The following is a 21,296-nucleotide window of genomic DNA, read 5'->3' on the forward strand; positions in this document are numbered from 1 at the left end:
AGAAATGGCTTCGCAGAACAAACCCCAGGTCTGGTTCCTCACCGGGAGCCAGGCGCTCTACGGCGAGGACACGCTGGCGCAGGTCGCCGGGCAGTCGCTGGAGATCCAGCGGCTGCTGGCCTCGACCGGACGGCTTTCGGCCGAGCTGGTCGGGAAACCGGTGCTGACCGAGGCCGCCGCGATCCGCCGGCTGCTGCTCGAAGCCAACGCCGACACTTCCTGCGTCGGGGTGATCGCGTGGATGCACACCTTCTCGCCGGCGAAGATGTGGATCGGCGGGCTCGACGCGTTGCGCAAACCGTTGCTGCACCTGCACACCCAGCTCAACGAAGCCCTGCCGTGGCAGTCCATCGACATGGACTTCATGAACCTCAACCAGGCCGCGCACGGCGACCGCGAGTTCGGCCACGTGCTGACCCGCCTTTCCGTGCCGCGCAAGACCGTTGCCGGGCACGCGGGCGACCCGGTGGTCGTGGCGCGGATCGACGCGTGGGCGCGGGCCGCGATCGGCGCGGACCACCTGCGGGAGCTGCGGCTGGCGCGCTTCGGGGACAACATGCGCGACGTCGCCGTGACGGAAGGCGACAAGGTCGAGGCCGAGCTGCGCTTCGGCGTCTCGGTCAACACCTACGGCGTGAACGACCTCGTGGAGCTCGTCGACCGCGCGTCCGAAAAGGACACCGGCGAGCTGGTCGCCGAGTACGCGTCGGCCTACGACCTGGCGCCGGAGCTCGCCGAATCCGGCGCCCGCCACGAGTCCCTGCGGTACGCGGCGAAAGTCGAGCTGGGGCTGCGGCGGTTCCTCACCGAGGGCGGTTTCGGCGCGTTCACCACGAACTTCGAGGATCTCGGCGGCCTACGGCAGCTGCCGGGGCTGGCCGTGCAGCGGCTGATGGCCGACGGGTACGGCTTCGGCGGCGAAGGCGACTGGAAGACCTCGGCCCTGCTCGCCGCGGTGAAGGCGATGGGGGCCGGCACCGGCCTCGGCACGTCGTTCATGGAGGACTACACCTACCACTTCGGGCCGGGCGAGCCGAAGATCCTCGGCGCGCACATGCTCGAGGTCTGCCCGAGCATCGCCGCCGCCCGTCCGTCGTGCGAGATCCACCCGCTCGGCATCGGCGGCCGCGAGGACCCGGTGCGGCTCGTGTTCGACGCCGCCCCCGGCCCCGGTGTGGTGCTCGGCCTGGCCGACCTCGGCGACCGGTTCCGCCTGGTGGCCAACGAGATCGAGGTCGTCCCGCCCGACGAGCCGCTGCCCAGCCTGCCGGTCGCGCGCGCGGTCTGGCGGCCGGCGCCGTCGCTCGCCACGTCGGCCGAGTCGTGGATCACCGCCGGCGCGCCGCACCACACCGTGCTGACCCAGGCGGTGCCGGTCGAGACGCTGCGCGACTTCGCCGACCTGCTCGGCGTCGAGCTCCTCACCATCGACGCCGGCACCACCACCTCCGGGTTCGCCGACCGGATCCGCTGGAACCAGGCCTACCACCGGCTCGCCCAGGGCTTCTGAAAGGAGCACGAACAATGAAGTTCATCCGAGGAATCCGAGGGGTCACCGTCGCGGCGCTGGCTTTGACGCTGGCCGCCTGCGGTTCGAGCGTGAAGACGGCCGACCAGCAGCCGGCCGCCGGCTCGTCGGCGGGGGCGCTGATCGGCGTCACCATGCCGACGAAGTCGTCGGAACGCTGGATCCACGACGGCGACAACATCAAGGCAGCGCTGGAGAAGCTCGGCTACAAGGTCGACCTGCAGTACGCCGAGAACGACATCCCCACGCAGGTCAACCAGATCGAGAACCAGATCACCAAGGGCGCCAAGCTGCTGGTGATCGCCTCCATCGACGGCACCGCGATCACCACCCAGCTGCAGGAAGCGGCCGACCACAAGATCCCGGTGATCGCCTACGACCGCCTGCTGCTCAACAGCCCCAACGTGGACTACTACGCGACCTTCGACAACTACAAGGTCGGCGTGGAGCAGGCCACCTCGCTGGTGAAGGGCCTCGGCACCGGTCCCGGCCCGTTCAACATCGAGCTGTTCGGCGGCTCGCCCGACGACAACAACTCGACGTACTTCTTCAACGGCGCCATGTCCGTGCTCAAGCCGCTCATGGACAGTGGCAAGCTCGTGGTGAAGAGCGGCCAGACGACGTTCGCGCCGACCGCGATCCTGCGCTGGGACCCGGCCACCGCGCAGCGGCGCATGGAGGACCTGCTCACCAAGACCTACGGCGGCGGCGCGAAGGTCGACGGCGTGCTCTCGCCGTACGACGGCCTGTCCATCGGCATCCTCTCGGCGCTCAAGAGCAACGGCTACGGCACCGCCGGCCAGCCCTACCCGGTGGTCACCGGCCAGGACGCCGAGGTCGCGTCGGTCAAGTCGATCATCGCCGGCGAGCAGTACTCGACGGTGTTCAAGGACACCCGCAAGCTCGCCGACGTCACGGTGAAGATGGCCGACACCGTGCTCAAGGGCGGCAAGGCGGAGGTCAACAACACCACCGACTACAACAACGGCAAGAAGGTCGTGCCCTCGTACTTGCTGCAGCCCGTGGTCGTGGACAAGACCAACTACCAGAAGGAGCTGCTGGACTCCGGCTACTACACCGCGGGTCAGCTGAAATGACGGAACTGCTCGGCATGCGCGGGATCACGAAGACCTTCCCCGGGGTCACCGCGCTCGCCGACGTCACCCTTTCCGTGCGCCGCGGGGAGATCCACGCGATCTGCGGGGAGAACGGCGCCGGGAAGTCGACCCTGATGAGGGTGCTCTCCGGGGTGCACCCGCACGGCAGCTACGACGGCGAGATCCGGTTCGACGGCGAGGCGTGCGAGTTCGGCTCCGTGCGGGACAGCGAACGCCGCGGCATCGTGATCATCCACCAGGAGCTGGCGTTGTGCGGGCAGCTCTCGATCGCGGAGAACATCTTCCTCGGCAACGAGCGGGCGCGGCGCGGGTTCATCGACTGGAACCGCACCAACCACGAGGCCGGCGAGCTGCTGCGGCGCGTCGGCCTCGCGGAGAACCCGGTCACGCCGGTGCGCGACCTCGGCGTGGGCAAGCAGCAGCTCGTGGAGATCGCGAAGGCGCTGTCGAAGCAGGTGAAGCTGCTCATCCTCGACGAGCCGACCGCCGCGCTGAACGACGACGACTCCGCGCACCTGCTCGACCTGCTGCGCGGGCTGCGCGCCGACGGCGTGACGTCGGTGATCATCTCCCACAAGCTCGGCGAGGTGATCGCGATCGCCGACACCGTCACGATCCTGCGCGACGGCCGGACGATCGAGACCCTCGACGCGGCCGGGCTCACCGAGGAGCGGCTGATCACCGGCATGGTCGGGCGGGACCTGGAGCACCGCTTCCCGCCGCGCGAGCCGGACATCGGCGACGAGGTGCTGCGGATCGAGGACTGGACCGTGCACAGCCCGACCCAGCCGGGCCGGGTCGTGGTCGACGGCGCCAACCTCACGCTGCGGCGCGGGGAGGTGGTCGGCCTGGCCGGGCTGATGGGCGCGGGCCGGACCGAGCTGGCGATGAGCGTGTTCGGCCATTCCTACGGCACGGGCATCTCGGGCCGGCTGATCAAGGACGGCGTGCCGATCGACGTCCGCTCGGTCCGCGACGCGGTGCGCCACGGCATCGCCTACGCCACCGAGGACCGCAAGCGCTACGGGCTCAACCTGATCGAGGACGTGCAGCGCAACGTCTCGGCCGCGGGCCTGGGCAAGCTGGCGCGCCGCGGCTGGGTCGACGAGCACGCCGAGCACGACACCGCCGCACGGTTCCGCCGGGACCTGCGGATCAAGGCGCCGACCGTGCGCAGCGTGACGGGGAAGCTCTCGGGCGGCAACCAGCAGAAAGTCGTGCTGGCCAAGTGGATCTTCACCGACCCGGACGTGCTGATCCTCGACGAGCCGACCCGCGGCATCGACGTCGGCGCGAAGTTCGAGATCTACTCGATCATCAACTCCCTTGCCGCGCAAGGGAAGGCCGTGCTGGTCATCAGTTCCGAGCTGCCGGAGCTGATCGGCCTGTGCGACCGGATCTACGCGCTGTCCGCGGGCCGGGTGACCGGCGAGGTCGCCCGCGAGGACGCCACCCAGGAGCTGCTGATGCAGTACATGACGAAGGAACGCCCATGACCACAACGGACACGGCCCGGCCCGCCGCGCCCCCGGCCGCCACCCCGGGCAGGCGGATCTCGATCAACCCGCGCCAGAGCGGGATCTACGTCGCCTTCGCCCTCATCGTGGTGCTGTTCGAGGTGCTCACCGGCGGCGCGCTGCTCGAGCCGCAGAACATCTCGAACATCATCGTGCAGAACTCCTACGTGCTGATCCTCGCGATCGGCATGATCCTGGTGATCATCTCCGGCCACATCGACCTCTCGGCCGGGTCGGTGGTCGCGATGACCGGCGCCGTCTCGGCGGTGCTCATGGTCAACCTGCACGTGCCGTGGCCGCTCGCGGTGCTGATCACCCTGGTGACGGGCGCGGTGATCGGCGCGTGGCAGGGGTACTGGGTCGCCTACTTCGGCATCCCGGCCTTCATCGTGACGCTGGCGGGCATGCTGGCGTTCCGCGCGCTGACGCTGACCGTGCTGGGCAACCAGGGCATCGGCCCCTTCCCCGACGCGATCCGCACGCTGTCCAACGGCTTCACCGACGGCTACCTCGGCAACATCGGCCTCGGCCCGCTCGGGGGCGCCGACTTGGTCAGCCTCATCGTCGGCGTGCTCACCGTCGCCGCGATCGCGATCACCCAGCAGCGCAAGCGCTCCGCGCGGCTCGGGTACGGGCAGGAGGTGGACCCGTACCCGGTGTTCGTCGCGAAGGTGGCCGGCGCCGCGATCCTGGTGCTCGCCGTGGTGGTGCAGCTCGCGCGGTTCAAGAACCTGCCGTGGGTGCTGATCCTGCTGGCCGTGCTGGTGGTCGGCTACTCGCTCGTCGCCGGGCGCTCGGTGTTCGGCCGCCACATCTACGCGGTCGGCGGCAACCTCCAGGCCGCGACGCTGTCGGGCGTCAAGGTCAAGTCGGTGGCGTTCTGGATCTTCGTGAACATGGGCGTGCTGGCCGCGCTCGCGGGGATCATCTTCGCCGGCCGACTGAACCAGGCCGGTCCCACGGCCGGCGTGAACTTCGAGCTCGACGCGATCGCCGCCGCGTTCATCGGCGGCGCCGCCGTGCAGGGCGGCGTGGGCAAGGTCGTCGGCGCGATCACCGGCGGGCTCATCATGGCCGTGATCAACAACGGCATGTCGCTGATCGGCGCCCCGAGCGAGCGCGTGATGCTGGTCAAGGGCGTCGTCCTGCTCGCGGCCGTCGCGTACGACATCTGGACGAAACGCCGGGGAACCGCTTAGAGCCGGCGTGCGTCCACTGTGGAGTGCTAGACGCGGCGGGAGCTGGACGGGTGCGCGGGTGCGGCAGCCAGGCGGGGTGTCCGCCTGGCTGCCGGATCACGATTCGAACCTTGACACCCCCACGGCCGCGATGTTGGATCCCGTGTCGTGCCTCGAAGAAAGCTCGTCATGGCGACGACGGCTGCGCTCGTGCTCGGTGGTGCGGCGGTCGCCGTGACAGCCGGGCTGGTGACCGGCGGAGACCCGGCGCCGATGACTCCGGCAGCGCCCGCCGTGGGTTCGGCTCCAGTCGCGTCGAAACCCGTTTCCCCGCCGCCCCAGCCCCTTTCGCCCGCGGTGACCGCGTCAAGTGAGCCGGCGCACGCCGACCCCGTGGATGTCCACAATGCACACGGGTCCGGGGCAATTCAGTCGCCGAAGCACACCAGCGGCAATTCCGGCAGCTCCCGGAGCGACGCCGACGTCTACAAACAACCGATCAACGCTCGTCCTTCGGGCCAGGTGCCCGGTCTCGGCCCCGTGCTCGGGACGAAAACGGGCAACACCGGTCCCGCGGACGAACCGGTCACCACGCCCTCGGCACTCCCCAACCCGGCCGCGACGCCGCCCACGTTCACACCGTCGGTGCAGCCCGGGCCGTGACCAGGTCTACGGCCGGCGGAAGATGGTGATCGAGTGGCCGACCTCGTCGATCGGGGTGCTGGTGGCCAGCACGGCCTTCAGGTGGGCGTCGGCCTTGGCGATGGAGGAGTCGGAGACCGCGAGGAGGCCGTGGACCTGATCGGGCGGCACGCGGAGGGGGTCGGCGGCGGCGATGCCGTAGAACGCCGGGACGCCGCTGCCCTTGTAGATCAGCCAGACGGGCTCGCCGGGGTAGGTCGTGTGGAGGCGGTCGGCGAGGCGGCCGAGGTCCTGGCCCCAGTCGACGTTCGAGTCGTGCAGACGCAGGTGGGTCTGGGCCGGGCCGCCGAAGGCCTCGTTGGAGTAGGGCAGGTAGTACGGGAAGGTCAGCAGTGAGCTGACGGCCGTGAAGACGACCAGCGCCGCCGCCATGAGGTGGGCCCAGCGGCGGCGCAGGAGGACGACGCCGGCGGCCGCGACGGCGAGGAACATCGGGAGGAACACCGTGTACCGGACACCGAAGTCGCGGCTGCCGGTCATCGCGGCGGCGAGCAGCACGGCGGACGGGACGAGCAGGTACGGCGCGGCGGGGCGCAGCCGGGGAACCGCGAGCAGCACCACGATCCCGGCCAGCCACAGCGCCAGCGTGCCGAGCGGGGTCTTCACCAGGATCGCGGCCGGGAGGTAGTACCAGAGGGCGCCGAAGTAGAGGCGGCCGAACAGGAAGCCGCTCCACACCTGGTCTTCGAAGCCGAACTGGAGGTGCATGCCGTCGCGGTACGGCGCGGGCACCGGCAGCCAGTCTGCGAGGGCGCGCAGGCCGTGCAGCGTCGGCAGGCCCGGCGGTGCCTGCCAGCGCAACCGCGGATCGACGGCGAGGTAGGCAGCCCAGACGACGGCGACGGCGATCACCCCCGTGCCGACGACCGTCGCGACGAACTCGGCCGCTGTCCGTTTCGAGCCAAAACCGGAGCCGCGACGGAACTGCCACACCGAGAGCGCGGCCAGGAACAGCACCACCGGAACCGCGGGCAGGGCGCTCATCTTCGTGGCGATCGCCGCGCCCAGCGCGAGTCCCGCCAACGGGAGGTACAGCAGGGGCCTGTGCCGGGCCCGCCACACCAGCCAGGCCGACGTCAGCAGGAACCCGGCCATCGGCACGTCGAGCGTGGCCAGTGAGCCGTACGCGATGACGTCGGGTGAGAAGGTGTACAACGCGAGCGCCATGAGCCCGCCGACCGGGCCGGCCAGGTCGCGCGCGAACGCGAAGACGGCCAGCCCGAACAGCAGCGTCAGCACGATCATCGGCAGGCGGGCCAGGAGCATCAGGTGTCCGGGGTCCTGGCCCGACTCGTACAGCACGCGCCGGCCGAGCTGCGTTTCGTCACCGGCGAACGCGGGGTCGAGGTGCACGTCGGCGAAGGCCAGGCCGGACGCGATGATCAGCTTGCCCAGCGGCGGGTGCTCCGGGTTGTACCGCAGGCTGTGCTGGTCGAGGTAGACGACGGCCGCGCCGACGTACACCGGCTCGTCGATCGTCGGGGTCTGCTCGACGGCCGTGGTGACCATCGCGAACGCCATCTGCCCGAGCAGCGCGAACCCGACGAGCGCGAAGGCCCACCGCCGCAGCCACCCGAACCGGCCCGCCGGGGCCGGACCCGGGTCCGCCGGGGTCGCCTCGCCCGCGCTCGACAGCTGGCTCGTAGGCGGCGACAACCCGGGGTTCCTTCCACGCGAGAGAACACGTCCGAGCCCATGCTACGCAGCGTCCGGCGAGCGGACCTCCTGCTCAGCCCTCGACGGAGCCGGTCCTAGTCCTCCTCCGCCGCCGTCCGGCCGGGTGACAACGCGATCGCCGTGACGGCACCCTCGAGCCAGCCCACGCCGGCGCCGATGCCGACGACCGCCCAGACCGAGAGCCGGGGGTGGCCCGCGAGCAGCAGCGGCACCGTGGCCAAGGCGACGGCCTCGCCGGTGAGGGACGCGATCAGCGAGACGTTGGTGTCCGCTCCCAGGCGGTCCGCGGTGGCGCCGGCCAGGCGCAGCACGACGTAGCCGGACAGCAGGATCGCGACGTCCTGCCACGCGTTCGCCCGGGAGCCCGCGACCGCGACACCGCCCAGGCCGCCCAGGAGGCCCAACAACACCGTCGCGCCCGCGAGCGCCGCGGGCCGCACCGACGGCAGGCCGGACAGCGCCTGCGCGGCGATCCCCCCGGCGAGCGCGGCCACCCCGGCGGCGATCAGCAGGAACAGCCACCACGGCACCAGCGGATCGCTGAGGATCCCCGCCGTCACCCCCACCATCACGCCGACGACCTCGACCTTGGGACGGTCCGCCATGCCCGCTCCCCCGTTCCCGCTCGACCTCCGGACGGGTCGGAGGTTAAGGGGCCGGCGGCGGGACCGGTCCCGCCGCCGGAAGCGTCCCGTGTGGACGGGCGCCGGTCAGCGGCTGCCCACGGTCCTGCGCTTGACGAACCCGATCACCGCCGTCGCCACGAACAGCACCGCGCCGACGACCACCAGCCAGAACAAGCCCTTGATCACGACCCCCAGGACCACGCACACGAGCCAGACCACCAGCAGAATCCCCAGCAACGCGATCATCGAAGCTCCTCCTGTCGATCACCACCTCCCCGGCGGGAGGCACGTCGGACTACCCGCGGCTCGCGGGGTACAAACGCCGGTGCCCCGAGCGAGATCCGCGGCCGTCGCCGAGCTCGGCGGAGATCGAGACGTCGGCATCGACGGGCGTACGGTCCGGCTGCTCATCCGGGCTCCGGTGCCCCCTGACGGTGCCGGTAATTCGGTTGACCCGGCCTTCCGACGCCGATGCACTGTGGCGCGACAGCCACGACTCCCGGGGAGACCGCCACAGTGGACACGCACGCAGTGGAGATCCGCACCACGACCGAGCAGGACTTCGACGTCTTCGTCGACACCGTCCACACCGCGTTCGCGCGGTTCCCGGAAACGCCCGCCGAGGGTGGCGGCGGGTTGTGGTGGTCGGCGCTCGAGATGGACCGCGGGGTGCTGGCCCTGGCGGACGGGCGGCCGGTCGGGACCGCGGCGGCCTACTCGTTCGAGCTCACGCTGCCGGGTGAAGTCGTGGTGCCGGCGGCGGGGATCACGTCCGTCGGGGTGCTGCCTTCGCATCGGCGCCGGGGCGTGCTGAGCGCGATGATGCGCCACCAGCTGGCCGAGCTGCGGGCGCGCGGGGAGTTCCTGTCCGTGCTGCTCGCGTCGGAGGCCACGATCTACGGCCGCTTCGGCTACGGGCCGGCGACCTACACCGGGCAGCTGACGGTGGCACGTCACCAGGCCGCGCTCGCCGCGCCGCGGGCCCAGGCGCCGGCCGACACCGGCTCGGTCGAGGTGCTGAAGCGCGACGAGTGCGGTGAGCTGCTGGAAGACGTCTACGACCGCTACCGCCGCGCTCAGCCCGGTGCGTTGTCCCGGCCGCACCGGTGGTGGGCGTTGCGCGCTGGCCAGCCGCCGATCACCGCGGCGCCGCGGTACATCGCCGTGCACCGGGACGCCGACGGGACCCCGGACGGCTACGCCAGCTATTCGCTCGGCGAGCCCGGCACGCTGGCCGTCGACGAAACCATCGCCACCGACGACGCGGTCTTCACCGCCCTGGCCCGCTTCGTGCTCGGCCACGACCTGGTGAAGAGCGTGGTGTTCAAGCACGTCCCGCCTTGGCACCCGCTGCGCTGGCAGCTCGCGGACTTCCGCGCCAGCGAGGCCCGCGACGACGACTGGCTGTGGGTACGGCTGCTGGACGTCCCGCGCGCCCTGACCGCCCGCGGCTGGTTCACCGACGGCGAGCTCGTCCTCGACGTCACCGACCCCTTCCTCGCCGAACGCGCCCGCCACCTGCTTACTGTCCGCGACGGCAAAGCCGAGTGCGTCCCCACGGACCGCACCCCCGACCTGTCCCTCGACATCCGCGACCTCGGCTCCCTCTACCTCGGCGGCACCACCCCCAGCACCCTCGTCCGCGCCGGCCACATCCACGCACACCACCCCGAAGCCGCGGCCGTCGCCGACGCGCTTTTCCGGGGCGACCGCGAGCCGCACTGCCTGCACTGGTTCTGACGCCGCTCAGCGGCCCGGGCGGTCCGGAGGCGGCGCTAGTTCCCAGGTTCGCGACCCGGGTCCTCACCGAGCACCCGGGCCGCGTCCTCGCACAGCCGCCGCCCGGCGATTTGGTCGGCGCTGTGCGGCAACCCGAGCCGCGCGGTGACGAGACCGGCAATCCCCCGCCACGTCACCTCGTCGAGGCCACGCCAGCGCCGGATCTGCTCGGCGAGCACGAGAGCGTGACGTTCTCCGTGACGCCCTGGTACCGCGCTGACTGCTAGGTCAGCGCGACCGCTGTCGGCCGGCCGATGCGGATGGCACTGGGCAGCAGCGGGGCGCGCTTGAGGACGATGATCGCGCCGCCAGTGTGCTCCAGTGGTGCCGGCACTTCGTCGGTCGCGCGGTTGGGCACCGCGTGGAGCATGGCGTCGCGCATCGCACGCGGATCGGTCGTTTCCACAGTGGACACTCCAGGGCCGGGACCGCGCCGGCCGCGGTGCGGCAGATAGCGAAGCGCGTCGATCGTAGCGACGACGCCGGGCCGGCTCCGGAGAATCCGTCAGTCCTGCGAATCCGCCGGGCGGTTCCCGCGCACCACCAGCACCGGGCACAGCGCGTAGGAGATCAGGCTCTGGCTGGTGGACCCGAGCGCCAGGCCGGCGAGCCCGCCGCGGCCGCGGCTGCCGACGACCAGCAGCTGCGCCTGGTCGGCGAAGTCGAGCAGCCCGTCGGCCGGCTTCTCCTTCACGGCCAGGCGCTCGACCTGCACGTCGGGGTACTTCGCCTGCCACCCGGCGAGGCGCTGGGCGAGCAGTTCCCGCTCGTGGGCCTCGATCGCGTCGGCGTCGGCGGACGAGCCGGACTCCTCGAACACCGACGCCAGGAAGCCTTCCTTCCAGCAGTGCACGGCGAGGAGCGGAGTCCGGCGCCACGACGCTTCCTCGAAGGCGACGCCGATCGCTTCCTCCCCGACCGGCGTGGCGTCCACGCCGACCACGACCGGGCCCTCCACCGGCGGCGCCTCCTCGGCGACGTGGGGCCGCACGAACGCGACCGGGCACTCGGCGTGCGAAGCGAGCGAGACCGACACCGAGCCCAGCACGAACCGGCCGAGCCGGTGCAGCCCCGTCGAGCCGAGGATCAGCATCCCGGCCGACGCGGACTCGGCACGCAGCGCCGACGCCGGCTGTTCCGGCCGCAGCACGGCCTCGGCGGCCAGATCCGGCGCCACCTCGGCGACGGCGGCTTGCGCCCGGCTGAGCACGCGCTCACCGCGTTCGCCGACGACGCGCTGCGCGTCCTCATACGTCGGGGCGCGGTGCGGGTACGTCACCGGAATCTCGTCCACGGCGTGCACCAGCCGCAGCCCGAGGCGGCGCTCGCGGGCCATCCGCGCGGCCCAGCGCGCCGCCATCAGCGACGAGTCGCTCTCGTCGACCCCGACGACCAGATCGGTGGACGCGCTTGCCATGGGTTCCCCGCCTTCGTCGGTCTGCCGGCACCCCGGACTGTAACCGCAGCGGACCCGCGCGCGAGACGGCCAACAGACCCCCGTCCGGGTGACTTTCGTCCGGCTGCACCCCGCGCTGCGGCCGGCCGCCGAGTCGATCTGCATACGGATGACTACGCGGATCGGCCGACGAACACCCCAGCACTTGCCTCCGGCAGAATGCTTGACACCGGCCGTCGACAGATGCGATTTTCATCCGTATGCTGACGATTTTCGCGGCGGCAGCGAGACGCATTGGCAGCACTCGATCTTCCGCAGCACCCGATGCCCAGCGAAGGGACTTTCGATGACGAAGCCCGCCCGCCTCGACGACCCGGACCGCCCGTCCTTCCCCCTCGACGCCTGGTACACGGCCGGCTGGGACCACGAGATCGGCCGGACGCTGCGGCCCCTCCGCGTCGCCGACCAGCCGGTGGTCCTGTTCCGCCGGCTCGACGGCACCCCGGTCGCGTTGGCCGACGCGTGCTGGCGCCGGCTGGTGCCGCTGTCCACCGGCCGCCTCGAAGGCGACGAGGTCGCCTGCGGCTACCACGGCATCCGCTACGACGGCGACGGCCGCGCGACGTTCATGCCCGCCCAGCAGACGATCAACCCGAGCGCCTGCGTGCGCTCCTACCCGACCGTCGAACGCCACCGGTTCGTCTGGATCTGGCCCGGGGACCCGCCGAAGGCCGATCCGGCGTTGATCCCGGACCTGCATTGGAACCTCGACCCGGAGTGGGCCGGCGACGGCAGCGTGATTCACCTGGCCGCCGACTACCGGCTGGTCGTCGACAACCTCATGGACCTCACCCACGAGGCCTTCGTGCACACGAGTTCGCTGCACCAGGAGGAAATCAACCACGAGCGGCTCGACGTGGCCCACGAAGGCCGGACCGTGACGGCCACCAAGTGGATGCTGGGCGTCTCGGCGCCGAACTTCTGGGCCGCGCAGCTGAACCGCGTCTTCCCCGGCTGGACGGGGCTCGTCGACCGCTGGCAGATCATCCGGTTCGAGGCGCCGTGCACCATCACGATCGACGTCGGCGTCGCCAAGGCGGGCACCGGCGCCCCCGAAGGCGACCGCAGCCAGGGCGTCGCGAACCGGATCATCAACACCGTCACGCCGGAAACCCGCACCCGCAGCCACTACTTCTGGGCCAACGCCCGCGACTACCACCTGCGCGACCAGCAGGTGACGACGCTGCTGCGCGAGGGCGTCGCGCGGGTGTTCAGCGAGGACGAAGCGATGATCGAGGCGCAGCAGCGGGCCGTAACGGAGAACCCCGGGCACGACTTCGCCAACCTCAACATCGACGCGGGCGGCATGTGGGCGCGCCGCGCGATCGATGCCCTGATCGACGCCGAGACCACCGGCCGGGCGGCGCCTTCCGTTGCGGGAAGCCGATGACCGCGCCGCGCCGGCTGACCGCCACGGTCGTCGCGGCCACCGAGGCCGCCGAGGGCGTCCGCTCGCTCCGGCTCCAACTGGGCGAGCGCGTGCACGCCGCGCCGGGCAGCCACGTCGACGTCGTGGTCCATCTCAACGGCCGCGACGAAACGCGGTCGTACTCCGTCGTCGCCCACGACCCCGAGGCCGGCACGATCGACCTCGGGATCCGGCTCGGCGCGACCAGCTCCGGCGGCGCGCGCCACCTGCACGGGCTGACGGCCGGAGACCGCCTGCGCGTCTCCGAGCCCGTGCAGACCTTTCCGCTCACCCGCGGCCGCCCCGGCTACACGCTGGTCGCCGGCGGTATCGGCATCACCGCGTTGCTGCCGATGTTCCGCGCCCTCGTCGCGCAGGACGCCGACGTCCGCCTCGTCTACGCGGGCCGCGGCCGCGCGACGATGGCGTTCCTCGACCAGCTCGACCATCGGCGGGTGGACGTGGTGGCCAAGGACGAGGGCCGGGTGATCGACCCGGACCGGCTCGTCGCCGACGTTCCCGAGGGACACGAGCTGTACGTGTGCGGGCCGATCGGGCTGCTGGACGCGCTTCGGTCGGCCTGGCACACCGCGGGCCGGCCGGCGAGCCACTTCCGGTTCGAGACGTTCGGCAGCAGCGGCCGGCACCCGGCCGAGGAGTTCGTGGTCGAGATCCCGAGATTGTCCTTGCGCACCACCGTTCCTGCGAACCGGTCCCTGCTCGACGCGCTGGAAGCCGCGGGCCCCGAGCTCATGTCCGACTGCCGCCGCGGCGAATGCGGGCTGTGCGAGGTGAAAGTGCTGGGCTGCATCGGATCGTGGACCACCGCGACGTTTTCCTGAGCCCGGAGCAGCACGCGCGGGACGACCACCTGTGCACCTGTGTGAGCCGCGCGGCTTCGGTGCACGGCGAGCCGGCCACGTTGGTGCTGGACGTGCCGTAAGCCGTTCAGTGCAGGGCGCCGAGCGCGGCCGGTGTGAAGGGGACGATCTCGCCTTCGCGGCCGGCGAGGATCTTGGCGGTCCACGACGGGTCGGCGAGCAGGGAGCGGCCGACGGCGATCATGTCGAACTCGTCGGCTTCCAGGCGGTCGAGCAGGCCTTCGATGCCGGTCTTGCGGGCCTGGGCGGGGTTCGCGGTGAATTCGGTGTCGAGGCCCACCGAGCCGACGGAGAGCGCGGGCTTCCCGGTGAGCTTTTTGGCCCAGCCGGCCAGGTTCAGGTCGGACCCGGCGAACGGGGGCTCCCAGTAGCGGCGCGTGGAGGCGTGGAAGGCGTCGGCGCCCGCGTCGGCGAGCGCGCCGAGGATCACGCCGAGCTGTTCGGGGTCGTCGGCGATGCGGGCGTCGTAGTCGGTCATCTTCCACTGCGAAAACCGCACCACGACGGAGAATCCGGGCGAGACCGCGCGGCGTACCGCGGCGACGACCTCGGCCGCGAAGCGCGTGCGGGAGCGCAGGTCGCCGCCGTAGGCGTCGGTGCGGTGGTTGGTACCGGGCCAGAGGAACTGGTCGATGAGGTAGCCGTGGGCGCCGTGCAGTTCGACCCCGTCGAAGCCCAGGCGCTCGGCGGTGGCGGCGGCTTCGGCGAACGCGGTGACGACCTGGTCGATGTCGCGCTGGGACATCGTGCGGCCTTCGCCTGCGTCGTGCATCGGCACGCCGGAGGGTCCGATGGCGGGCGTACCGGGGTGGGGTGGCTCGCCGGGTTTGCGGGCCATTCCGACGTGCTGGAGCTGCGGGAAGATCAGCCCGCCGTGCCCGTGGACGGCTTCGACGACGCGGGCCCAGCCGGCCAGGGCGTCGTCGCCGTACATCCGGGACACCCGGTCGTGCTGGCCGGAGACGGGGTGGTCGACGTAGGCGCCCTCCGTGATCACCAGGCCCGCGCCGCCGGCCGCGCGGCGGGCGTAGTAAGCGGCGACGTCTTCGCCGGGCACGCCGCCGGGCGAGAAGGCGCGGGTCATCGGCGCCATGGCGACGCGGTTGGGCAGGGTCAGCCCGCCGAGGGTCAGCGGACGGGAAAGTGCTTGTGCCGCACGGGTTTTCATGAGGAATCAGCTCCCTGGTCGTGATCTCCTGCTACGCTAGAACCTGCCGTGGACGTGAGGTTCCACGGTTTGTGGGACGGGTCACGGAGGTCCGATGCGCATCGGGGAGCTCGCCCGGAAGGCGGGTGTGAGTGTCCGGGCGTTGCGGTACTACGAGGAGCAGGAGCTGCTCGTGCCGTCACGCAGCTCGGGCGGGCAGCGACACTACCCGGACGCCGCCGTGGACCAGGTCTGGCTGATTCAGCAGTTCTACGCGGCGGGGCTGTCGAGCAAGTCGATCCTCGCGCTCATGCCGTCCGTGCGCGAGGGCCGGGCGACCCCCGAGGCGCTCTCCCTGCTCACCGCGGAGCGCGACCGCCTCGACCGGCAGTCGCGCGAACTGGCCAACGCGCGTGACAAGCTCGACGACATCATCGCGACCGCCGGGTCGCACTCGTGCGTGCGGCCGCGGTGACGCGTCCGCGTCAGTCCCGGCAGCCGTCGAGGGTCGGCACCGGGTACTTCGGGTCGTAGTAGCCGGGCGCGTCGCGCCCGCCCGTGGGCGCCGGGCCGACGGGCGGGTTGGCGTAGCCGGGCGCAAGGAAACCCGTCTTCGCGGCGGCGCAGCCGACGGAGGAGAACGCGCTGTGCTCGCCGTCGATCCAGAGGCCCTGGCTGGTTCCGCTGAAGCCGGTGCCGCTGCGGAGCACGTAGTTCTCGTCCACGCGCACGAAGCTGACGATCTCCGCCGGGCCGGTCAGATCTGCGGGGTGCGGATCGTCGAACGCGTAGGCGACCACGTACTTCGCGTCCACGGCCAGCTCCCCCGGCTTCGCCCCGGGGTGCGCGGTCAGGGTGCCGAAGATCCGCGGGCCCGCGTCGAGCAGGCGGTAGCCGTCGGCGATCTCGGTCACGTAGGGCAGCAGGCCCTTGCCGTGCTCCGCCACGTTCGACGCGATCCACGGCCGCGCGTCCGGCGCCAGCTGCGCGAGGAACGCCCGGGGGTCGTGCCCCGTCACCACGGCGGGTTCGAGCCGTGCGGCGAAGATCGCGCGCTTGACCTGCGCGTAGGCCTCCGCGACGGCTCCGGGTTCGGCCGCCGCCGTGGCGATCCCGTCGAATCCCTTGCTCCAGTTCTGGGCGGGCGTCCGGTCGTACGGCCGCGCCAGATCGACGGGCGCGACCACCGGCACCGCCGTGGGGTTGGGCGCGGCCGACTCGGCTTTCGGCTGACTTCCCACCAGCACGATCGCCGCCACCGTCACCCCGAGCACGAGGAGCACGAGGGTCGCGCCCCACCACCGCCCCCGCGGCCGCCGCAGCGGCGCGCGCCGCGTGCGCCCCCGCCGGCGATCCTTCCGCGCCCCCGCCCGCGCGCCGGCCTCCGCCCGTCTGCGCCACTCCGGATCCACCAGGTCCGGGTGCGAGTCGAGCAGGTCTTCCTCTTCCACTTGCGTGCCCCCCCCGGGAAACGTCGTCGCCTCCTCATCGACGACGGCGGGACATCGTTACGCCGGGCGGGTGCTCGCCGCTCGGTTCACCCGAGCGGCTCGCTCGGATCCCCCAGCACCACGAGGATCCGGGCCGGCTCTTCGCCGTCATCCCCGTAGACCGACACCCGGTTCAGCGCTCGCTCCACCGGCAGCTCCAGCCGAAGCTGCCCGTTCGGCTCGGAGATCTCCAGCGACCGCCGGGAGAGCTCCAGCTCGCCGCGGTGCAGGAGCCCGAGCCCGTCGACCTCGAACGGCTCCTCGACACAGGTGACCCAGACCGGTCCGCTCGCCGCTTGACGCACGCCCACGTACAGGGAGTCGCGCCCGGCGTGGACGACCTCCGTCGCGGCGTTCCAGCCGTCGTGACCGTCCTGGCCGTCCGGCGCGGCGATCACCAGCAGCCCGAACGCGAACCGCGCGACGGCACTGTCGTGGAACCGCTCGCCGGCCGCCTCGGCCGTGGTCACGTCGATCATCTGCACCACGCCTGAAGCGGCTCGTCGCGAAAAGGCTGATTCTTTCGCGCCTTCTTTCGCACCGACGAGGCGCCGGGCGATCAGTGGTCGTCGCGGGTGGGTGGGGCGGGGGTGGCCAACGTGGTGGCGCGGGTGAGGGCGTAGGCGGCGAAGAGGGCGGGCAGGCCGAGGACGGCGAGCAGGATCCAGGTGCTGGTGGAGTTCGCGATGACGGCCCACTGGACCGTGACGAGCAGGCCCGCGTTGAGCAGGACGCGGCCGGTCAGCGAGACCAGGCGGGTGCGGGCCCGGGAGGCCTCGGCGGCGGCCCTGGCGCGGCGGGCGCCGGACGACCAGGCCCACGAGAGTGCGAGCAGAAGCGTGACGGCGACGAGGACGTGGGTAGGCGTGAGGGCGGTCATGGGTCACCCCGATCGGGATTCGCGTGGTGGTGCGAAAAAGGGTCGTCTTGGGTTGACGGCCGGGAGGGCCGGCCGGCGCGTCGGAGGTTCTCCGGGCGCCGGGCCCGTCCGGCTTGCCTCGTCAGGATGCAGGGCGGCACACCGGGGTCGCAAAATTTCCGACCAACTCCGATCAGCGCCGGTCACTGTGGGCTCCGGCGGGCCGGGGTGTCGGGCATCATGGCACAAGCCCGGAGTGGGGAGGGACGTCCGTGACGACTGCGCCGTTCGGGGAGCCGCCCGCGCCGGGGAAGCCCGGGTCGCTGCCCGAGTTCGCGGTGCGGTTGCGGGCTTTGCGGGAGTGGTCCGGCGTGCGGCTGCGCGCGTTGCCGGCGCTGGTCGAAAGGGAGAGAACAGCGCGCGGGGTGCCGCCCGAAGCCGTCAGATGCGCGTACGGGACCGCGCGGGAGATCTTCCGGGAGGAGCCCAAGCGGTACAACGAGGAGTTGCTCTTCGACGTCATCCGGGCGTTGCTCAGGAAGACACAGCCGCCGGCGGATGCGCTCGAACGGCACGTACTGCGGTGGCGGGAGAGTTACCACCACGCCCGGCGGCGAAGGCCCGCGAAGGCGGTGTTCCCCGGGTTCTCGATCGGGCCGCTCAGCACGAGTGTTCAGCTGCTGGAAGGCAACGGGGAACGGGAGAGCGCGGAAAGTGACGTGCACGTTCTCGTCACGCCGCGGGCGGTTTCTCTTCCTCCGGTAGTGGCAAATCTCAGGGAAAAGTTACGCGAGGAGCAAAAGTACCGCCGCAAAAGGGGCCTGGAGCACCACGCATTGCTGTCGCGCTACGCGGTTCACGACTTCGTGGTCAACCGCCGCGGCCCCGAGGAACTACCCGAGGTCACGATCCACTTCGTCCACTCCGACTACCTCACTTTCCTGGCCAGCCAACAACTCGACGAACTCCTCCCCGGCGGCGACACCCTCCGCAGCCTCTACCTCGACGGCCGCGACCCCCAGGACACCCCCGACTTCATGCGCTCCAGCTTCGGCCTCAACATCGCCGTCGTCACCGCCGACAGGTGGCTTGTCGTCGCGCGGCGCAGCGGGCGGGTGGGGGTGGGGAAAGGCGAGTGGAACTCCTCGGCCAACGAGGGGCTGCAGCGGGAACTCGACGGGAAACACGGGCCACCCAACCTGTTCCGCGCCGCCGAACGCGGGCTGAAGGAGGAGCTGCGGCTCAGGCCCGATCACTACGACCTCAAGCTCCTCGCGTTCGCCGTCGTCACGGTGAACTCCCAGTGGTGCTGTCTGTTCCTGGCGAACCTGCGCACGATGACCCGCCGGCAGTTCGAGAACAACCTCGGCCGCGGCGTCCAGGACGCCTGGGAGCACCGCGGGTTCGACTACGTGGAGTTCGAGCCACAAGCGACGATCGAGTACCTGCTGCGCCCCGACCGCCGCGACTCGTGGGCGCCCGCGGCGCCGGTGCTGTTCTACCTGTCACTCGTGCACGTCCACGGCGAGGAGGCCACCGACCGCGTCGTGGAAACGCTGGAAGCGCAGCAAAATACGGGCGAGGACCCTCAGCGGCCCTCGCCCGTCCAGCCCGGTCAGCCGGCGATCACTTGACCGTGCACCGCACAGCAACCATCACGCCGGCGTGAGCGACGGCGGCAACGCGCCCGCACCCCACGACTGGTCAGGCATCGCGCTCATGTGGAGCACCAGTTCGCCGCCGCGCACGACCTCGTCGTGCGTGATCCAGGCGCGGTGCAGCGGCTTTCCGTTCAGCCTCGCCGACGTGATGTAGACGTTGGCCGGCGAGTTGCCGATCGCGCGCACGGTGAACGTCCGGCCGTGACCCGTCGTGAAACGCGTGCGGTCGAAGACGGGGCTGCCGAGGATGTACACGCCGCTCGCGGGGGAAACGGGGTAGAAGCCCGCCGCGGCGAGGACGTACCAGGCCGACATCTGGCCGGCGTCGTCGTTGCCCGCGAGGCCCGTGGGACCCGTGCGGTAGGCGTTTTCGCAGACGTACCGGGACCACTTCTGGGTCAGCCACGGCGCACCCGCGTAGGTGAACATGAACGGCATCTGCTGCACGGGCTCGTTGCTGTGGTTGTAGAACTCGTTCCACTTCATCATCACGTCCCGCGGCGTCTGCTCGAAGATGCCGTTGAGCCGGTCGACGAACGCCGCGCGCCCGCCCGCGAGCTTCACCAGGCCGCCGACGTCGTGCGGCACGAACCAGCCCTGCTGCTCCGGGTTGCTCTCGATGCAGCCGTCGCCGTCGCCCATCCAGCTGCCGTCGGCGTTGCGGCCGCGGAACCAGCCGGCGTCGGCGTTGAAGAGGTTCCGGTAGTTCTGCGAAGTCGCGTAGAGGCGCTTCGCGTCCTCCTTCTTGCCCAACGCTTCGGCGAACCGCGCGAGAGCGTAGTCGGTGTACGCGTTTTCGAGCGTCGACGAGAGGCTGTAGGTGACGCAGTAACCGAGCGAGGTCCAGTTCGCGAAATCGGTGCGGTTGGAGCGTTCCGCCGGGCCCATCGCGACCTCGCGGCAGAAGCGGTAGGCCTTTTCGGCGTCGAACCCACGCAGGCCCTTGAGGTACGCCTCGGCGATGACGTTGATCGCGGCGTCGCCGATCATCGTGTCGGTGTCCTTGCCCAGCAGCTCCCAGCGGGCGAGCCCGCGCACGAGGCCGGCGTCGGTGAGCGAGACCAGCGAAGTGATCGTCTCCTGCACCACGTCCGGGTCGATGATCGTGAGCAGCGGGAACTGCGCGCGGAACACGTCCCAGCCGCTGAACAGCGTGCGGTGCGTGACGCCGTCGCGCACCGGCGCGGTGTCGCCCACGCGGTGGCGGCCGTCGACGTCGCCGAACAGCCGCGGGTCGATCATCGAGTGGTACAGCGCGGTTTCGAAGATCTTGCGCTGCTCGGCCGTGCCGCCCTCGACGGCGACCTTGCCCAGCGCGTCCGCCCACGTGCGGCGGGCCCCGGCGGCCACGGCGTCGAAGCTCCAGCTCGGCAGATCGTGGCGCAGGTTGCGGCGGGAGCCGTCGAGGTCGACGAACGACACGCCCGCGCGCACCGGCACCTGCTGGCCGGCGCGGACGGGGAACTCGGCGAAGAAGCCGAGCTGGGTGCCGTCGCGCTGTGCGAGGTCGGTGCGGACGTCGGTGCCGTCCCACGTGCCGAACACGGCGATCGGCTGGTGGAACTCCATTGTGAAATACACGGTGTAGGCCGGGCTCTGCGCGCCGCAGCCCCAGCCGCCGCCCGTGTGGTCGCAGCGGATCCAGCCTTCGACGGTGGTGGCGTCGACCTGGCGCACGTGCTGCGCGATCGAGTGCGAGCCGTCCGGCCCAATGCGGCGGGTGAGGTCGACCTTGACGCGGCCGGTGCCGGCGTCGTGGAAGGTGAAACGCAGCAGCCCCGCCCGCTCGGTGGCGGTGAGCTCGGCGCGCACGCGGTAGCGGTCGAGCTCCACGGCGTAGTAGCCGGCGCGGGCGGTCTCGGTTTCCTTGCGGTACGGGCTCTTCGCCTCGTCGCGCCCGGTCACGAGCGGGCCGGTCTGCGGGAGCACCTGGAGGTTGCCGAGGTCGCCGTAGCAGCCGACGCCCGACATGTGCAGGAAGCTGAAGCCCTCGATCGTGGTCATCTCGGCCGAGTAGCCGCTGCCGTTGTCACCGCCGGAGACCGTGTCCGGGCTCAGCTGGACCAGGCCGAACGGCGCGACCGCGCCGGGGAACGTCTTGCCGCACGCCGTGTCGGCCGCGGTGGTGACAGATCCGATGATCGGATCGACGGAGTCCACCGGTTGCGGCCGGGCGGTGGCTGCCACCGCGGTGCGGGGCAGGGCCGCAGCGGCGGCCACCCCACCTGTGCCGACCAGAAACCCGCGCCTGGACAGAGAACCCGCGTCG

22 protein-coding genes are annotated in these 21,296 nt (G+C 71.4%); 11 read left to right on the forward strand and 11 right to left on the reverse strand.

Features of this window, described 5'->3' with window-relative positions; all coding sequences use genetic code 11:
- Nucleotides 1-4: 4 nt before the first annotated feature.
- The 5 genes from araA (at nucleotide 5) to ACFY1H_RS39960 (ending at nucleotide 6,004) form a co-directional block, all read left to right on the forward strand.
- Entirely contained in the window at nucleotides 5-1,510 is a 1,506-nt protein-coding gene (gene araA / locus ACFY1H_RS39940; RefSeq protein WP_366578619.1) for an L-arabinose isomerase, read from the forward strand.
- 14 nt (nucleotides 1,511-1,524) lie between these two features.
- Nucleotides 1,525-2,625: a multiple monosaccharide ABC transporter substrate-binding protein gene (chvE, locus tag ACFY1H_RS39945; RefSeq protein ID WP_366578618.1), complete on the forward strand. Its 1,101-nt coding sequence runs from the start codon at nucleotides 1,525-1,527 to the stop codon at nucleotides 2,623-2,625.
- The gene (mmsA, locus tag ACFY1H_RS39950; protein ID WP_386955338.1) at nucleotides 2,622-4,142 is read left to right on the forward strand and encodes a multiple monosaccharide ABC transporter ATP-binding protein; all 1,521 of its coding nucleotides are present in this window, start codon (nucleotides 2,622-2,624) and stop codon (nucleotides 4,140-4,142) included. The genes chvE and mmsA overlap by 4 nt, the downstream gene beginning before the upstream one ends.
- A complete protein-coding gene (gene mmsB / locus ACFY1H_RS39955) occupies nucleotides 4,139-5,362 on the forward strand; it encodes a multiple monosaccharide ABC transporter permease (RefSeq protein ID WP_366578614.1) in 1,224 nt (407 codons plus the stop codon). Before mmsA ends, mmsB begins: the two co-directional genes overlap by 4 nt.
- Before the next feature lie 168 nt (nucleotides 5,363-5,530).
- The gene (locus ACFY1H_RS39960) at nucleotides 5,531-6,004 is read left to right on the forward strand and encodes a hypothetical protein (protein ID WP_366578613.1); all 474 of its coding nucleotides are present in this window, start codon (nucleotides 5,531-5,533) and stop codon (nucleotides 6,002-6,004) included.
- 6 nt (nucleotides 6,005-6,010) lie between these two features.
- On the opposite strand, the gene ACFY1H_RS39965 is transcribed toward ACFY1H_RS39960, so the two are convergent.
- The 3 genes from ACFY1H_RS39965 to ACFY1H_RS39975 form a co-directional block, all read right to left on the reverse strand.
- Entirely contained in the window at nucleotides 6,011-7,699 is a 1,689-nt protein-coding gene (locus tag ACFY1H_RS39965; protein WP_386955341.1) for a phospholipid carrier-dependent glycosyltransferase, read from the reverse strand.
- A 95-nt stretch (nucleotides 7,700-7,794) separates the two neighbouring features.
- Entirely contained in the window at nucleotides 7,795-8,325 is a 531-nt protein-coding gene (locus tag ACFY1H_RS39970; RefSeq protein WP_386955343.1) for a hypothetical protein, read from the reverse strand.
- Nucleotides 8,326-8,430: 105 nt separating this feature from the next.
- Nucleotides 8,431-8,592 (reverse strand): hypothetical protein, encoded by a 162-nt coding sequence (locus ACFY1H_RS39975; RefSeq protein WP_366578608.1) that lies wholly within the window; start codon nucleotides 8,590-8,592, stop codon nucleotides 8,431-8,433.
- Between the two features lie 285 nt (nucleotides 8,593-8,877).
- On the opposite strand from ACFY1H_RS39975, the gene ACFY1H_RS39980 reads away from it, so the two are divergent.
- Nucleotides 8,878-10,086: a GNAT family N-acetyltransferase gene (locus tag ACFY1H_RS39980; protein WP_386955506.1), complete on the forward strand. Its 1,209-nt coding sequence runs from the start codon at nucleotides 8,878-8,880 to the stop codon at nucleotides 10,084-10,086.
- A 35-nt stretch (nucleotides 10,087-10,121) separates the two neighbouring features.
- Here ACFY1H_RS39980 and ACFY1H_RS39985 read toward each other — a convergent pair whose 3' ends face one another.
- From ACFY1H_RS39985 to ACFY1H_RS39995, 3 genes are all read right to left on the reverse strand, one after another.
- Nucleotides 10,122-10,304 carry a hypothetical protein gene (locus tag ACFY1H_RS39985; RefSeq protein WP_386955345.1) on the reverse strand — a complete coding sequence of 61 codons (183 nt, stop codon included), beginning with the start codon at nucleotides 10,302-10,304 and terminating at the stop codon, nucleotides 10,122-10,124.
- Between the two features lie 44 nt (nucleotides 10,305-10,348).
- Nucleotides 10,349-10,531, reverse strand: coding sequence for a hypothetical protein (locus ACFY1H_RS39990; RefSeq protein WP_366578604.1), 183 nt, complete (start codon nucleotides 10,529-10,531; stop codon nucleotides 10,349-10,351).
- 99 nt (nucleotides 10,532-10,630) lie between these two features.
- On the reverse strand, nucleotides 10,631-11,542 hold the full coding sequence (locus ACFY1H_RS39995; RefSeq protein ID WP_386955347.1) for a universal stress protein: 912 nt from the start codon (nucleotides 11,540-11,542) through the stop codon (nucleotides 10,631-10,633).
- A 325-nt stretch (nucleotides 11,543-11,867) separates the two neighbouring features.
- Between ACFY1H_RS39995 and ACFY1H_RS40000 the strand changes: the two genes are divergently transcribed.
- From ACFY1H_RS40000 to ACFY1H_RS40010, 3 genes are read left to right on the forward strand one after another with little or no spacing between them, the layout of a single operon-like run.
- Nucleotides 11,868-12,971 carry a Rieske 2Fe-2S domain-containing protein gene (locus ACFY1H_RS40000; protein ID WP_386955349.1) on the forward strand — a complete coding sequence of 368 codons (1,104 nt, stop codon included), beginning with the start codon at nucleotides 11,868-11,870 and terminating at the stop codon, nucleotides 12,969-12,971.
- Entirely contained in the window at nucleotides 12,968-13,831 is an 864-nt protein-coding gene (locus tag ACFY1H_RS40005) for a PDR/VanB family oxidoreductase (protein WP_386955351.1), read from the forward strand. The genes ACFY1H_RS40000 and ACFY1H_RS40005 overlap by 4 nt, the downstream gene beginning before the upstream one ends.
- Entirely contained in the window at nucleotides 13,807-13,932 is a 126-nt protein-coding gene (locus ACFY1H_RS40010) for a hypothetical protein (protein WP_386955353.1), read from the forward strand. Before ACFY1H_RS40005 ends, ACFY1H_RS40010 begins: the two co-directional genes overlap by 25 nt.
- A 5-nt stretch (nucleotides 13,933-13,937) precedes the next feature.
- Here ACFY1H_RS40010 and ACFY1H_RS40015 read toward each other — a convergent pair whose 3' ends face one another.
- Nucleotides 13,938-15,038 carry a 12-oxophytodienoate reductase gene (locus tag ACFY1H_RS40015; RefSeq protein ID WP_386955355.1) on the reverse strand — a complete coding sequence of 367 codons (1,101 nt, stop codon included), beginning with the start codon at nucleotides 15,036-15,038 and terminating at the stop codon, nucleotides 13,938-13,940.
- Between the two features lie 94 nt (nucleotides 15,039-15,132).
- On the opposite strand from ACFY1H_RS40015, the gene ACFY1H_RS40020 reads away from it, so the two are divergent.
- Nucleotides 15,133-15,492 (forward strand): MerR family transcriptional regulator, encoded by a 360-nt coding sequence (locus ACFY1H_RS40020; RefSeq protein ID WP_366578597.1) that lies wholly within the window; start codon nucleotides 15,133-15,135, stop codon nucleotides 15,490-15,492.
- A gap of 10 nt (nucleotides 15,493-15,502) precedes the next feature.
- Here the strand turns inward: ACFY1H_RS40020 and ACFY1H_RS40025 are convergent, their stop codons facing one another.
- The 3 genes from ACFY1H_RS40025 to ACFY1H_RS40035 all read right to left on the reverse strand — a co-directional run bounded on the left by ACFY1H_RS40025 (nucleotide 15,503) and on the right by ACFY1H_RS40035 (nucleotide 17,387).
- Complete coding sequence (locus ACFY1H_RS40025; RefSeq protein WP_386955357.1) at nucleotides 15,503-16,468, reverse strand: hypothetical protein; 966 nt, start codon at nucleotides 16,466-16,468, stop codon at nucleotides 15,503-15,505.
- A gap of 86 nt (nucleotides 16,469-16,554) precedes the next feature.
- Nucleotides 16,555-16,995, reverse strand: coding sequence for a hypothetical protein (locus ACFY1H_RS40030; RefSeq protein ID WP_386955359.1), 441 nt, complete (start codon nucleotides 16,993-16,995; stop codon nucleotides 16,555-16,557).
- A 71-nt stretch (nucleotides 16,996-17,066) separates the two neighbouring features.
- Nucleotides 17,067-17,387 (reverse strand): hypothetical protein, encoded by a 321-nt coding sequence (locus ACFY1H_RS40035; RefSeq protein ID WP_386955361.1) that lies wholly within the window; start codon nucleotides 17,385-17,387, stop codon nucleotides 17,067-17,069.
- A gap of 251 nt (nucleotides 17,388-17,638) precedes the next feature.
- Here ACFY1H_RS40035 and ACFY1H_RS40040 point away from each other — a divergent pair, with 251 nt between their 5' ends.
- On the forward strand, nucleotides 17,639-19,000 hold the full coding sequence (locus tag ACFY1H_RS40040) for a hypothetical protein (RefSeq protein WP_386955363.1): 1,362 nt from the start codon (nucleotides 17,639-17,641) through the stop codon (nucleotides 18,998-19,000).
- Between the two features lie 21 nt (nucleotides 19,001-19,021).
- On the opposite strand, the gene ACFY1H_RS40045 is transcribed toward ACFY1H_RS40040, so the two are convergent.
- Nucleotides 19,022-21,247: a GH92 family glycosyl hydrolase gene (locus ACFY1H_RS40045; protein ID WP_386955365.1), complete on the reverse strand. Its 2,226-nt coding sequence runs from the start codon at nucleotides 21,245-21,247 to the stop codon at nucleotides 19,022-19,024.
- Nucleotides 21,248-21,296: the final 49 nt, after the last annotated feature.

This window comes from Amycolatopsis sp. NPDC001319 (assembly GCF_042896185.1).
Lineage (GTDB): Bacteria > Actinomycetota > Actinomycetes > Mycobacteriales > Pseudonocardiaceae > Amycolatopsis.

Coding starts and splice junctions, on each gene's coding strand:
- araA (WP_366578619.1), top strand. CDS start 5: ATGGCTTCGCAGAACAAACCCCAGGTCTGGTTCCTCACCGGGAGCCAG.
- chvE (WP_366578618.1), top strand. CDS start 1,525: ATGAAGTTCATCCGAGGAATCCGAGGGGTCACCGTCGCGGCGCTGGCT.
- mmsA (WP_386955338.1), top strand. CDS start 2,622: ATGACGGAACTGCTCGGCATGCGCGGGATCACGAAGACCTTCCCCGGG.
- mmsB (WP_366578614.1), top strand. CDS start 4,139: ATGACCACAACGGACACGGCCCGGCCCGCCGCGCCCCCGGCCGCCACC.
- ACFY1H_RS39960 (WP_366578613.1), top strand. CDS start 5,531: ATGGCGACGACGGCTGCGCTCGTGCTCGGTGGTGCGGCGGTCGCCGTG.
- ACFY1H_RS39970 (WP_386955343.1), bottom strand. CDS start 8,325: ATGGCGGACCGTCCCAAGGTCGAGGTCGTCGGCGTGATGGTGGGGGTG.
- ACFY1H_RS39975 (WP_366578608.1), bottom strand. CDS start 8,592: ATGATCGCGTTGCTGGGGATTCTGCTGGTGGTCTGGCTCGTGTGCGTG.
- ACFY1H_RS39995 (WP_386955347.1), bottom strand. CDS start 11,542: ATGGCAAGCGCGTCCACCGATCTGGTCGTCGGGGTCGACGAGAGCGAC.
- ACFY1H_RS40000 (WP_386955349.1), top strand. CDS start 11,868: ATGACGAAGCCCGCCCGCCTCGACGACCCGGACCGCCCGTCCTTCCCC.
- ACFY1H_RS40005 (WP_386955351.1), top strand. CDS start 12,968: ATGACCGCGCCGCGCCGGCTGACCGCCACGGTCGTCGCGGCCACCGAG.
- ACFY1H_RS40015 (WP_386955355.1), bottom strand. CDS start 15,038: ATGAAAACCCGTGCGGCACAAGCACTTTCCCGTCCGCTGACCCTCGGC.
- ACFY1H_RS40020 (WP_366578597.1), top strand. CDS start 15,133: ATGCGCATCGGGGAGCTCGCCCGGAAGGCGGGTGTGAGTGTCCGGGCG.
- ACFY1H_RS40035 (WP_386955361.1), bottom strand. CDS start 17,387: ATGACCGCCCTCACGCCTACCCACGTCCTCGTCGCCGTCACGCTTCTG.